The sequence below is a fragment of the Pseudomonas sp. PA15(2017) genome, assembly GCF_001945395.1.
Taxonomy (GTDB): domain Bacteria; phylum Pseudomonadota; class Gammaproteobacteria; order Pseudomonadales; family Pseudomonadaceae; genus Aquipseudomonas.
Genome location: NZ_MSXV01000055.1, coordinates 133,952 through 146,544, shown reverse-complemented (window position 1 = coordinate 146,544; position 12,593 = coordinate 133,952). Strand labels below are relative to the sequence as shown.

At 63.5% G+C, this 12,593-nt stretch carries 12 protein-coding genes; 4 read left to right on the top strand and 8 right to left on the bottom strand.

What is annotated here, in order from left to right; translation table 11 throughout:
- Positions 1–4: 4 nt before the first annotated feature.
- A complete protein-coding gene (locus BVH03_RS20395) occupies positions 5–1,855 on the bottom strand; it encodes a diguanylate cyclase domain-containing protein (RefSeq protein WP_075962878.1) in 1,851 nt (616 codons plus the stop codon).
- 198 nt (positions 1,856–2,053) lie between these two features.
- Between BVH03_RS20395 and BVH03_RS20390 the strand changes: the two genes are divergently transcribed.
- Positions 2,054–4,372, top strand: coding sequence for a YgiQ family radical SAM protein (locus BVH03_RS20390; protein ID WP_075962877.1), 2,319 nt, complete (start codon positions 2,054–2,056; stop codon positions 4,370–4,372).
- Between the two features lie 155 nt (positions 4,373–4,527).
- Here the strand turns inward: BVH03_RS20390 and BVH03_RS20385 are convergent, their stop codons facing one another.
- The 5 genes from BVH03_RS20385 to BVH03_RS20365 all read right to left on the bottom strand — a co-directional run bounded on the left by BVH03_RS20385 (position 4,528) and on the right by BVH03_RS20365 (position 9,009).
- Positions 4,528–5,253: a bifunctional 2-polyprenyl-6-hydroxyphenol methylase/3-demethylubiquinol 3-O-methyltransferase UbiG gene (locus BVH03_RS20385; protein WP_075962996.1), complete on the bottom strand. Its 726-nt coding sequence runs from the start codon at positions 5,251–5,253 to the stop codon at positions 4,528–4,530.
- A gap of 80 nt (positions 5,254–5,333) precedes the next feature.
- The gene (locus BVH03_RS20380) at positions 5,334–6,599 is read right to left on the bottom strand and encodes an Hsp70 family protein (protein ID WP_075962876.1); all 1,266 of its coding nucleotides are present in this window, start codon (positions 6,597–6,599) and stop codon (positions 5,334–5,336) included.
- Positions 6,600–6,666: 67 nt separating this feature from the next.
- Positions 6,667–7,638: a YbhN family protein gene (locus BVH03_RS20375; RefSeq protein ID WP_075962875.1), complete on the bottom strand. Its 972-nt coding sequence runs from the start codon at positions 7,636–7,638 to the stop codon at positions 6,667–6,669.
- 189 nt (positions 7,639–7,827) lie between these two features.
- The gene (locus BVH03_RS20370) at positions 7,828–8,268 is read right to left on the bottom strand and encodes a YqaA family protein (protein ID WP_075962874.1); all 441 of its coding nucleotides are present in this window, start codon (positions 8,266–8,268) and stop codon (positions 7,828–7,830) included.
- A 12-nt stretch (positions 8,269–8,280) separates the two neighbouring features.
- Positions 8,281–9,009 (bottom strand): VC0807 family protein, encoded by a 729-nt coding sequence (locus BVH03_RS20365; protein ID WP_075962873.1) that lies wholly within the window; start codon positions 9,007–9,009, stop codon positions 8,281–8,283.
- A 265-nt stretch (positions 9,010–9,274) separates the two neighbouring features.
- Between BVH03_RS20365 and BVH03_RS20360 the strand changes: the two genes are divergently transcribed.
- From BVH03_RS20360 to BVH03_RS20350, 3 genes are all read left to right on the top strand, one after another.
- On the top strand, positions 9,275–10,033 hold the full coding sequence (locus BVH03_RS20360; protein WP_075962872.1) for an ABC transporter substrate-binding protein: 759 nt from the start codon (positions 9,275–9,277) through the stop codon (positions 10,031–10,033).
- 185 nt (positions 10,034–10,218) lie between these two features.
- Positions 10,219–11,082: an oxaloacetate decarboxylase gene (locus BVH03_RS20355; RefSeq protein WP_075962994.1), complete on the top strand. Its 864-nt coding sequence runs from the start codon at positions 10,219–10,221 to the stop codon at positions 11,080–11,082.
- 130 nt (positions 11,083–11,212) lie between these two features.
- The gene (locus tag BVH03_RS20350) at positions 11,213–11,479 is read left to right on the top strand and encodes a DksA/TraR family C4-type zinc finger protein (protein ID WP_075962871.1); all 267 of its coding nucleotides are present in this window, start codon (positions 11,213–11,215) and stop codon (positions 11,477–11,479) included.
- On the opposite strand, the gene BVH03_RS20345 is transcribed toward BVH03_RS20350, so the two are convergent.
- A complete protein-coding gene (locus BVH03_RS20345) occupies positions 11,480–12,010 on the bottom strand; it encodes a GNAT family N-acetyltransferase (protein WP_075962870.1) in 531 nt (176 codons plus the stop codon).
- Positions 12,007–12,525: a GNAT family N-acetyltransferase gene (locus tag BVH03_RS20340; RefSeq protein WP_075962869.1), complete on the bottom strand. Its 519-nt coding sequence runs from the start codon at positions 12,523–12,525 to the stop codon at positions 12,007–12,009. Before BVH03_RS20340 ends, BVH03_RS20345 begins: the two co-directional genes overlap by 4 nt.
- Positions 12,526–12,593: the final 68 nt, after the last annotated feature.

Here is a 12,593-nt window from a genome sequence, read left to right as displayed (position 1 = left end):
TGCCTCAGTCGGCCGGCTGGAACACCGCGTAACCTGAACGGCCGGCTGCCTTGGCCTGATAGAGCGCCTGGTCGGCTGCCTTGTAGAGGCCGGCGAACTGCTCGGCGTGTTGGGGGTAGAATGCCGCGCCGATGCTGATGCTGACGTTCAGGGCGTGGCCGGCATAGTCCACCGGACGGGCCAGTTCGGCGAGCAGGCGTTCGGCGACATCCCCCGCGTAGTGCTGGGCATCGGCGCCGCCGATCAGTACCGCGAATTCATCCCCGCCCAGGCGCGCCACCGTATCGCTGCCGCGCACATGCTCGCGCAGCCTTCGGCCGATGTGCTGCAGCAGCAGGTCGCCGGCATCGTGGCCGTGCTGGTCGTTGATCGGCTTGAAGTGATCCAGGTCGATCAGCAGCAGCGCCAGGTTCTCATCGCTCTGCCGTGCACCGCGCAAGGCGCTCTCGCACTGCTCCACCAGGTGACGACGGTTGGGCAGGTCGGTCAGCGCATCGTGAAAGGCAGCATGCCGCAGTTCCTGCTTCTGCTGGGAGAGTTGCAGGTTGGCGCTTTTCAGCTCGGCGGTACGCCGCTCCACGGCCAGTTGCAGGTCATCGGCGCTGGCTTGTACCTGGGCCAGGCGCGCACCTTTTTCCTCGTCGGCGCGCTGCAGCGCTTCGGCCCGCTGGTTCTTCAGCAGCTGAATGCGGTAGGCGAGGGCGAACGAGAACAGGATCGACTCCAGCGCCACCGCGACCGGAAACACGTAGCTGTTCCAGGCCGCCGGTTGGATGATGCCGGTGGCGCGTAGCAGCAGCAGGTTGACGCTCGCGAGGATCATGCCGTACCCGCAGAAATACAGGCAGGCCGGAAAGTAGCCCTGGCGCCAGCGCTTCAGCGAAGCCCAGATGGCGGTGGGGATGGTGGTGATCGCCAGCAGCACGAAAATCCAGGCGCCAACGGCGCGCAGGCCGAAGGCGTCGGCCACGATGGCCATCAGGTACAGGCCGCAACTGATGGTCAGCAGATGATGAGCCCAGGGCAGGAAACGGCGTGTCTGCAGCAGTTTCTGAGTGAAGCGGCAGGCGCCGAAGCCCCACAGTGCCGGCACGCTGATGCGATCGAGCCAGAAGGGCACCGCCGAGCCTGGCCACAGGTACTGGAAACCGTGGCCGGTCATGCCGAGAATCATCAATAGCGCGCCGGCGGTAGTCACCACGTACCAGAAGTAGGCGCTGTCACGTAGTGCCAGGAAGAGGAACAGGTTGTAGAGCAGCAGCGCGGTGATCACGCCGTAGATCACGCCGAGCCAGAGATTTTCCCCGGTGGCCTGGGTTTTCAGGTCGTCCAGTTGCCAGACCTTGAGCGGAAAGGAGTTGCCGGCCGGGTCGTAGCTGCGCAGGTAAAAGGTGAGTGGCTGCTCGCCCAGTGCGGGCAGGCGCAGCAACATGCGCCGGTGGGGATGGTCGCGACCCTCGGCGAAACTCACCTTCTCCCCGGACTGGCGCTTTTGCCAGCCTCCCTGGCCGTCCGGCAAGTACAGCTGCAGGTCGAGCAGGGTGACCGAGGCGATTTCCAGCCACCACTGGCTGGGCGCCGTGGCCTCGGCGCGCAGGGTCACCTTGATCCACCAGGGGTTGGCGTTCTGGCCCACGCTGGCCTTGTCGTTGGCGGGGGTGAAGCGCTGCTGGACGGCCGGATCGGCCATGTCGTCGATGCTCAGCGCGGCGCCGGGATCTTCGAGCAATTCCACCTGGCCGTTGAGACTCTGGCCGCTGCTGCTGGCCGTCAGGCTGATGACCTCGGCCTGCGCCGAAAAGCTCAGGGCCGCCAGGATCAGGATCTGCGACAGGAATGTGGCTAGGCGCTGCAAGCGGGGGCTCCTGAAGGCAGGCGGGTCTTGTTGTGTAAGCCTAAGCGTACACCGAACGCCGTGCTTTTGAATGACCAAAGCGAAGCGCGATGCCTGCTATCGGATGCCCGGTACAACCTAGCGCGGCAGTCGGGTTTGGTTAAAATTTGTGCTATATTCCGCGCCCCGTGAAATTCCTGATCAAAAACGGTTACCGCCATGCAAGCCGCCAAGCCGCTGTTCGACTATCCCAAATACTGGGCCGAGTGTTTCGGCCCGGCGCCATTCCTGCCGATGAGCAGGGAGGAGATGGATCAGCTCGGCTGGGATTCGTGCGACATCATCATCGTGACCGGTGATGCCTACGTCGACCATCCCTCGTTCGGCATGGCGATCATCGGCCGTCTGCTGGAGGCCCAGGGCTTTCGCGTGGGCATCATCGCCCAGCCGAACTGGCAGTCCAAAGACGACTTCATGAAGCTCGGCGAGCCGAACCTGTTCTTCGGCGTGGCGGCCGGCAATATGGACTCGATGATCAACCGCTACACCGCGGACAAGAAGATCCGCTCCGACGATGCCTATACACCGGGCGGGCTGGCGGGCAAGCGTCCGGATCGCGCCAGCCTGGTGTACAGCCAGCGCTGCAAGGAAGCGTACAAGCATGTGCCGATCGTGCTCGGTGGCATCGAGGCCTCGTTGCGGCGCATCGCCCATTACGACTACTGGCAGGACCGCGTGCGCAACTCGATTCTGATCGATGCAACTGCCGATATTCTCCTCTACGGCAATGCCGAGCGAGCCATCGTCGAGGTTGCCCAGCGCCTGTCCTACGGCCAGAAGATCGAAGACATCACCGATGTGCGGGGTACCGCTTTCATCCGCCGTGATACGCCGAAAGACTGGTACGAAGTCGACTCCACGCGCATTGATCGTCCGGGCAGGATCGACAAGATCATCAACCCATACGTGAATACCCAGGACACCCAGGCCTGCGCCATCGAGCAGGAGAAGGGAAATGTCGAGGATCCCAACGAAGCCAAGGTCGTGCAGATTCTCGCGAGCCCGAAGATGACCCGCGACAAGACGGTGATTCGTCTGCCGTCCATGGAAAAGGTGCGCAACGATCCGGTGCTCTACGCCCACGCCAACCGCGTGCTGCATCTGGAAACCAACCCGGGTAACGCCCGTGCGCTGGTGCAGAAGCATGGCGAAATCGACGTGTGGTTCAACCCGCCACCCATTCCGATGACCACCGAGGAAATGGACTACGTGTTCGGCATGCCCTATGCGCGCATTCCGCACCCGACGTATGGCAAGGAGAAGATTCCGGCCTACGACATGATCCGCTTCTCGGTGAACATCATGCGCGGCTGCTTCGGCGGCTGTACCTTCTGCTCGATCACCGAGCACGAAGGTCGCATCATCCAGAACCGTTCCGAAGAGTCGATCATTCGTGAGATCGAGGAAATTCGCGACAAAGTGCCTGGATTCACCGGGGTCATTTCCGACCTCGGCGGCCCCACCGCGAACATGTATCGCATCGCCTGCAAGAGTCCGGAAATCGAGTCCGCGTGCCGCAAGCCGTCTTGCGTGTTCCCTGGCATCTGTCCGAACCTGAACACCGATCACTCGTCGCTCATCCAGCTGTACCGCAGTGCCCGTGCGTTGCCGGGTGTGAAGAAGATCCTCATCGCGTCGGGCCTGCGTTACGACCTGGCCGTCGAGTCGCCGGAGTACGTCAAGGAACTGGTCACCCACCACGTCGGTGGTTATCTGAAGATCGCCCCGGAACACACCGAGGAAGGTCCGCTCAACCAGATGATGAAGCCGGGCATTGGCAGCTATGACAAGTTCAAGCGCATGTTCGAGAAGTACTCCAAGGAAGCGGGCAAGGAGCAGTACCTGATTCCTTATTTCATCGCGGCCCACCCCGGCACTACCGATGAAGACATGATGAACCTGGCCTTGTGGCTCAAGGAGCACGGCTTCCGCGCTGACCAGGTGCAGGCGTTCTACCCGTCGCCGATGGCTACGGCCACGGCCATGTACCACTCGGGCAAGAACCCGCTGCGCAAGGTCACCTACAAGAGTGACGGCGTGACCATCGTCAAGAGCGAAGAGCAGCGCCGCTTGCACAAGGCGTTTCTGCGTTACCACGATCCGAAAGGCTGGCCGATGTTGCGCGAGGCGCTGCAGCGTATGGGTCGTGCGGATCTGATCGGTGATGGCAAGCATCAGCTGATCCCGACCTATCAGCCAAAGGCCGATGAATACCAGAGTGCCCGGCGCAAGAATTCCACGCCGGCTGGTAGCAAGAAGGTCGCCGGCAATGGTGGCGGCAAACCAGCGGGTGGACGCATTCTCACCCAGCACACCGGCCTGCCGCCGCGTGGCAGTGACGGCAGCAAACCCTGGGACAAGCGCGAGCAAGCCAAAGCGGCTGCCGAGGCGCGTAACCAGCAGGCCGCCCGCAAGCGCGCAGGGGCTGGCAAGGGCAAAGGCAAGAAGCCGCTCAAGAAACCTGCGGTACCGCGTTAAAGGGCGGTTCAAGGCAAAAGCAGGCATTGTTGCTTTTGCCTGTGGGAACGGGCCATGCCCGTGACTTTTTCGCGGGCATGGACTGGGCGTCCCCGCCCGCTCCCACAAGTGGGTTAGGCACAGCTTTCGTCACTTACCTTCTTGCTCAGCCCTGACTAGTCGGCACTGAACCGGCAGGTCAGGTAGCGGTTGCTGAGGCCGTAGCGCAGGATCGAGAAGAGCCGCTTGAACAGGTACAGCGGGTGGCTGCGGTAGTAGGCCAGCACCGCATTGCCGACGCCTTCGGAGCGGTGCTCGCGAGCCGTTTTCTGCGGTTTCTTGAATAGGCCGGAAAACTCCCAGCGCTGGATCTGCTCGAAGCGTACCCCTGGTCGCAGGTCATGACGGCGAAACAGGGCGAAGAAGCTGCGCGGGCTGAAATCGTGAAGGTGGTGGGGGTTGCCATCCAGGGTCGGTGTGGTCGGTACCGAGGCGATGATCACGCCGCCTTTGGCCAGTAGCTGCACGTAATTTTCGATCAAACGCTGCGGGCTGGGCAGGTGCTCGATGGTTTCCAGGCTGACGATGCTGTCGAAGCCCGCATCGTCGGCGAATGTCTCCGCATTGGCGCACTGGTAACGCAGGTTCTCGCGCTGATAGTTGGCCTGGGCGTAAGCGATCGCTTCCGGGTCGATATCGATGCCGACCACCTGTTTGTCCGGATGCTGCTCGGCCAGCAGTGCGCTGCCGTAGCCGCAACCACAGGCCATATCCAGCACGCGCTGGCCCTGCAGGGCGCGGCTGGCGAACCCATAACGCTGCAGGTGCAGGTCAAGGGTTGCCTGGTCGGCAGCCAGGCGCTCATCCATCTTCAGCGGATAAATACGTTCGAGTGTGTGCATGGCGACCATTCCCTGGAAGTGAGTGATGGAAATATAAAGCATTCCATTCCCGGCCGGTGCCGCCACGTTGCTGACCTGTGTCAGCCGTAACGTTTCTTGGCCTCGATGGCCAGGCCGCTGCCGATGCTGCCGAACGTGTTGCCTTCCACGTGCCGGGCGTTGGGCAGCAGCGCAGCAACGCTCTGGCGCAGGGCCGGGACGCCACTCGAACCGCCGGTGAAGAACACCGTGTCGACCTGCTCCAGGCCCACGCCTGCATCGCTGAGCAGCGTGGTCACGCTAGCGCGGATGCGTTCTAGCAGTGCCGAGATGCTGTCTTCGAACAGCCCGCGGGTCAGCTCGGCGCTCAGGCCCGCCTCGATACGCTGCAGGTCGATGGGGTGTTGCTGCTGCTCGGTCAGGGCGATCTTGCTCTCTTCGATCTGCATCGCCAGCCAGTGGCCGGCGCGCTGCTCGATCAGTTTGAACAGGCGGTCGATGCCGGTCGGGTCGACGATGTCGTAGCGCATGTTCTGCAGCGCACGCTGCGAGGCGGCCGAGTAGACGACGTTGATGGTGTGCCAGGTCGCCAGATTGAGGTGGAAGCTGGTGGGCATCAGCGCATCGCTCTTCATCCGGCCGCCATAGCCGAACAACGGCATCACGCCTTGCAGGCTGAGCTGCTTGTCGAAGTCGGTACCGCCGATATGCACGCCGCCGGTGGCCAGGATGTCGCCCTGGCGCTCGGCGAGCTGACGGCGCTCCGGTGCCAGGCGCACCAGGGAGAAGTCCGAGGTACCACCGCCGATGTCGACGATCAGCACCAGCTCTTCGCGCTCGATGGTGGATTCGTAGTCGAACGCCGCGGCAATCGGTTCGTACTGGAAGGATACGTCCTTGAAGCCGAGCTTCTGCGCCACGGCGATCAGGGTGTTTTCGGCTTCCTGATCGGCCAGCGGGTCGTCATCCACGAAGAATACCGGGCGGCCCAGCACCACGGCTTCGAATGGTCGTTCGGCCACCGCTTCGGCGCGCTTCTTGAGCTCGCCGATGAAGAAACCGAGCAGATCCTTGAACGGCAGGGCGCTGCCCATCACCGCCGTCTCGCTCTTCAGCAGCTTGGAGCCGAGCAGGCTCTTGAGCGAGCGCATCAGGCGGCCCTCGTAGCCCTCCAGGTACTCGTGCAGGGCCATGCGGCCGTAGACGGGGCGACGCTCCTCGAGATTGAAGAACACTACGGAGGGCAGGGTGATCTTGCCGTCTTCCAGCGGGATCAGCGTGTCGCCGCCCGGGCGCAGCCAGCCGACGGTGGAGTTGGAGGTACCGAAGTCGATACCGCAGGCGCGGGCAGGGGTGGAAAAGGGCATGTCGCGCGGCTCCTGGAAAAACGGCCGCGCATTCTAGGCGAAATGATCGAACAGTGCTGCCGCTTCGTCAGGGCAGTGGCGGATTTTGTACTTCGCGGCGCTCGCGCCATTGGCCCCACTCGAAGCCCAGCACGACGATCAGCGACAGGGCGAAGGGCAGCAGCAGGTAAAAACCACGGAACACGATCAACGCCGCCAGCACGTCCGAGGCAGGGACCTCCGGCAGCGCCGCCAGGAAGCTGACTTCCAGCACTCCCAGGCCGCCTGGTGCGTGGGACAGCAGGGCCAGGGAGAAGGATGCCAGGAACACGCCAAGCACCACTATGTAGCCGGGGTTGTAGGCTTCTGGCAGGGCGAAGAAGATGATCGCCGCGGCGCAGGCCAGCTCCAGCGGGCCGGCCAGCAGCTGGCGGCCAACGATACGCAGGCGCGGGTATTCGACGTGCAGCTTGCCGAACGTCCAAGGCTTGAATTGCAGCCACGAGCCCAGCACGTAAAGGCCTACCAACAGCAGCAGGAACCCGCCGATGGCTATCGAGACCAACGGGGTGACGTCCAGCACGCGGTGGATCAGGTCCGGCTGCAGCACCAGCACGCAGCCGCTGGCCAGCAGAGTGCCGAGGGCGAAGGTAAAGGAGCAGAAAACGATCAGGATGCCGATTTCATGGGGCGTCAGGCCCTTGGTGCGGTAGGCGCGGTAACGCACCACCGCGCCGGAGAACACCGAGGCGCCAATATTGTGAGCCAGGGCGTAGGTGGTGAAGGAGCACAGGGTGATGAAGCGCCAGGATATCTTCTTGCCCAGGTGGGCGATGGCGATGCGGTCGTACCAGGCGAGCGCCGAGTAGGCGCCCAGAGTGGCGCCAGCGGCAAGAATCCAGTTCAGGTGCGGAATGGCCCTGAGGCTGCCGGCGATTTCGTCGAGGGAAATGTTGCGCACTTCGCGGTAGAGCAGGAAACAGGACCCGACCACGGCGCACAACCCGATCAGCGTCCAGATCAGGTCACTGCGTTTTATGGTGGGTTTTGTACCTTGCAACGGCGATCCCCTGTTTCACGTCTTTGCGAGCAGTCTATTATTCATTCGATGAGCTCTCGCACCCATCGTTCAGACCCTTTCCCCGAGGTATGACCCGGTAGGTTGTGGGCGTATAGGGTGCGCAGTATCCCGGAGGTGAGCCGGTTGCTCAACTGGCACCTTTTTTTAGCCGTTACCGAGTGTTTCTCATTACCACCCCAGGCCCAGCGTGGCCGCGGCCAACAGGGTATAACGCAGGGTTTTCGCCAGGGTGACGATCAGCGTGAAGCGCCACAGCGGTTCACGCATGATACCGGCGACCAGCGTCAGCGGATCGCCGATTACCGGCAGCCAGCTCAGCAACAGCGACCAGCGGCCGTAGCGACCATACCAGTGCTGTGCCTGTTGCAGGCGCTGTTCGCTGACCGGAAACCAGCGCCTGTTGCGGTAACGCTGCAGATAACGCCCCAGCCACCAGTTGACCAGCGAGCCCAGCACGTTGCCCAGGCTGGCGACCAGTACCAGCATCCAGGCTGGCTGCGCGCCGCCGAACAGCAGCGCCACGAGAAGTGCCTCGGACTGCAGGGGCAGCAGTGTCGCCGCACCGAAGGCGGCGGCGAACAGCCCGAGATAGGCGTAGATATCCGGCAATGCGATGGGCGGTCAGGGCTTCTTGTCTGCTTCGGCGTTGGCCATGATCTCTTCCAGCTTGAGGCCGGTGAGGTCATGGATGGTGCGCCACAGGTAGTAGAAGATGGCCATCAGCATGATCATCGATGGAATGGCGATCATCGGGTAGCTGAGCAGGGTCATGCGGCCCAGCTCGTCGTTGAACGCCTCGCTGCCGGCCGGGCTGGTGACGATCCACTTGGCCAGTACGTAGTTCATTGCCGAGGAAAAGAAAAAGGTGCCGCTGAGCAGGTAGGTGGCGCGCATCAGGCGGGCTTCGAAGCGCCCGGTATGGCCGCCCTGTTCCAGGCGGTCGTGGATCTTGTCGACGTTGAGCACGGTCTTGTTGAACAGCAGTGTGCGGATCAGCGGATAGCGGGTGCGCGTCGATACCAGGACGGCAATGCCGATCAGGCCGGGAATCGCCGCTTCCTTGATGGCCAGCCACTGGTTGTCCAGGTGCAGCAGGCCGATGCCGCCAGTGAGTATCACGCTGACCAGACCGAGTAGGGCGACGAAGTTGAATTTACGGTACTTGACCAGCTCGAACGCGCCCCAGCCCAATGGGAATGCCAGGGCCAGCACCAGTGCGCCATCCGGGCCCAGGCGGGCTTCGCCGCTGAGTTTCATGAGGATCAGCGACGGGATCACGATGCTGATCAGCAGGTCGATGAACGGGCGGGGTTTGTGCGGTGCGACGGGTGTTTGCGTGGTGTCGGTCATGTCGATGCGCGTAGATGGGCGAGCGCCGATGATCGCCTGACTGAGGCGCTGGCGCCAGCCCGATTGTCGGTGCAATCGACACAAAGTCCTTCGCCGGTCGAGCGAGGCAGTCGGCCGATCAATCGCGTGAGGGCACCGCTGCTTGCTGAAATTGGCCGGTCACTGGGGTAAAATTGCCCACTTTAGTTGCAGGTGAGCGGCGGCACGCTGGCGCAGTTTATTGCCCGGCGGCCGATTTTGTTGAAGCGTTCATGGGGATGGCCAAATGGGCCCGCTGCGTTGCCATGGTGTTCTGTTTCTCGCGTTGTTGCTGTTGTGCGCACGCGCGAACGCCGAGCTGCGCATCCTCACCGAGCCGGGCCCGCCCACGGCGTTCATGGAAGACGGCGAGCTACGCGGCTTCGGTGTCGATGTGGTGCGCGAGTTGATCGAGCGAACCGGCGCCAGCGCACAGATCGAGATGATGCCCTGGACCCGCGCCTACACCCTGGCTCAGCGCGGCCCGCACGTGGCGCTGTTCGCCATGGTGCGCACGCCCGAGCGGGAGTCGCGTTTCCAGTGGGTCGGGCCGATCCTGCACGGCAAGGTGCGCTTCTACTCGCTGAAGTCCAGGGGAATGCAGGTCGACAGCCTCGACGATGTGGCGGCCAGCGGCCCACTGGCGGTGCCCAAGCAGTGGTACAGCTACGAGGCGCTGCAGGCCAAGGGGCTGCAGAACCTGTACGGCGTGCCGACGCCGCAGACCATGGTCACGCTGTTCGCCCATGGCCGCGGTAACCTGATTCTGCTCGAGGACATCCTGCTGCGTGACATGCTTGCTCCGGCAGGGCTCGAACCGGCGGACGTGCAGCCGCAAATGGTGTTCATGGAGTCGTCGTATTACATCGCGTTTTCCCGCGATACCGACGCGGCCATCGTGGCAGCCTGGCAGGAGGCGCTGGCGGAAATGCGCCGGGATGGCAGCTTTTCGGCGATTTTCCGCCAGTGGCTGCCCGATGTAGAGCCACCTACCGCCCTGCGCTGAGTTGGCGGGAAATTTGCTGCGACGCCTGGATCAGCCGAAGGCCGACGCACCCGCGCGGCAGCCTGCGCAGTTGCCGGCACCCGGCCCATCGGTCGCAGCACGACAGAGAATTCGCTTCAGACGGCAGGCGACAAGGCCGTCGGGCACCCGATTCATTCGACGTTTGGACAATGCCTATGACCAACATGCAACGTGCTTCCCACCATGAACTGCGGCGCGCCTTCCGTACCCTGCTGGCTTCGGACGCCTGCTACCACACCGCCTCGGTCTTCGACCCGATGTCCGCGCGCATCGCCGGCGACCTCGGCTTCGAGGTCGGCATCCTCGGCGGCTCGGTCGCTTCGCTACAGGTGCTGGCCGCACCGGATTTCGCGCTGATCACGCTGAGCGAGTTCGTCGAGCAGGCTACCCGCATCCATCGTGTTTCCCGTTTGCCGGTGATCGCCGACGCCGACCACGGCTACGGCAACGCCCTGAACGTGATGCGCACCGTGGTCGAGCTGGAGCGCGCCGGCATCTCCGCGCTGACCATCGAAGACACCCTGCTGCCGGCCCAATTCAACCGCAAGTCGACCGACCTGATCAGCGTCGCCGAAGGCGTCGGCAAGGTACGTGCGGCCCTGGAGGCGCGGGTCGACCCGGATCTGGCGATCATCGCCCGTACCAACGCCGGCGTGCTCAGCGTCGATGAGGTCATCAAGCGTACCGTGGCCTATCAAAAGGCCGGTGCCGATGCCATCTGCATGGTCGGTGTCGAGGATTTCGAGCACCTGGAGAAGATCGCCGAGCACCTCAGCGTGCCGTTGATGCTGGTGACCTACGGCAACCCCAAGCTGCGCGACAACGAGCGCCTCGCCAAGCTCGGCGTGCGCATCGTGGTCAACGGCCATGCGGCGTACTTCGCGGCCATCAAGGCCACTTACGACTGCCTGCGCGAGCAGCGCAACGCCGTCGCCAGTGACCTGAGTGCCTCGGAACTCGCGCACAAGTACACCCAGCCCGAGGACTACGTGGCCTGGGCCGACGAGTTCATGAACGTCAAGGAATAACCCCGCGCTACCTGCCACGCCGGACAGCGGCCGCGCAACGCGAGCCGATTCGTCCGCCGTCGGCTGCCCCTTGCCAATCCAGCCCGCGCGCTCCTATCTTGCGATCAGCACCTTTTTTCGGGAGAGCGAAATGGCCACCGGTTGGGCGCAAGACGGCGCCGTGCAGGAACAGATCGACAGCACCATCGAAGACGCCGTGCAGCGTGCGCGCAGTCAATTGCCCAAAGGCGAAAGCCTGACCCATTGCGAAGAGTGCGATGCGCCGATTCCCGAAGCGCGACGCCAGGCCGTGCCCGGCGTGCGACTGTGCGTGAACTGCCAGGCCCAGGCCGATCAGGAACAGGCCAGGGCCGGAGGTTTCAACCGTCGCGGCAGCAAGGACAGCCAGCTGCGATAGTCAGCTGGGTCGGGAAAGGGTCTTGTAGTAGATGGCGTTGGCCCGGTATTGGCCGTCCGGCCCGCAGGCGTAATCGGGCAGGCCGCCGATGCGGGTGTAGCCCAGGGTACGATAGAGATCTTCCGCGCCGCTGCCGGCCTCGGTATCCAGGTACAGCAGGCCGCGCTGCAACTGCCCGGCACGGGCTTCGAGCTGCTGCATCAGCAACCGGGCGATACCGCGGCGGCGCGCGTTGCTCAACACCAGCAGTTTCTGTACTTCACCGCGATTCAAGCCATTGGGCTTCAGGCACAGGCTGAGCTGCACCGAGCCCAGCACTTTTTCATCCTCCTCGGCAACCCAGATGGCCAGCGCGCCGCTGCAAAGCGCGCGGCGTACGTCGTCGAAATAGGCATCCGCCTCCTGCGTATCGATATCAGCCAGGAAACCGACGGACGCGCCATTCGCCACCGCGTCGATCAACAGGGCGATCAAGCCTGGGCGGCAGCTTTCGAAGCTGCTCTCGTCGAGCGGGCGAATTCGTAGGCTCATGGCGTGCTGCGCTGCGGCGTGAGGATCAGCTGCATGAAGGTCAGGTCCAGCCAGCGGCCGAACTTGCAACCCACCTGGGGCATCTGCCCGGTGATGCTGAAACCCAGGCGCTCATGCAGGCGCACCGAGGCGGTGTTGCCGCTTTCGATGGCGGCGACCATCACGTGCTTGCCGACTTCCCGTGCCCGCTCGATCAGCGCCTGCATCAGTAGCGGGCCGAGGCCCTGGCCGCGGGTGTCGTGGCGCACGTACACGGAGTGTTCGACCGTGTTGCAGAAACCCTCGAAGGGCCGCCAGTCGCCGAACGAGGCGTAGCCCAGCACCTGTTGTGTCTCGTCGACTGCCACCAGAATCGGATAGCCCTGGGCGGTTCGCGCATCGAACCAAGCCTGGCGGTTGGCCAGGTCCACGGGGCGCTCGTTCCAGATCGCCGTGGTGTTGAGCACGGCATCGTTGTAGATGGCGAGCAGGGCGGGCAGGTCGTCTGCAACGGCGTTACGTATCGCAAGGGACATGGGCAGGCTCGGAGTGGTTTGAAATGTATGTCGTGGCGGTCAGTATCGTGCGATGAGCTCGCCGTAGG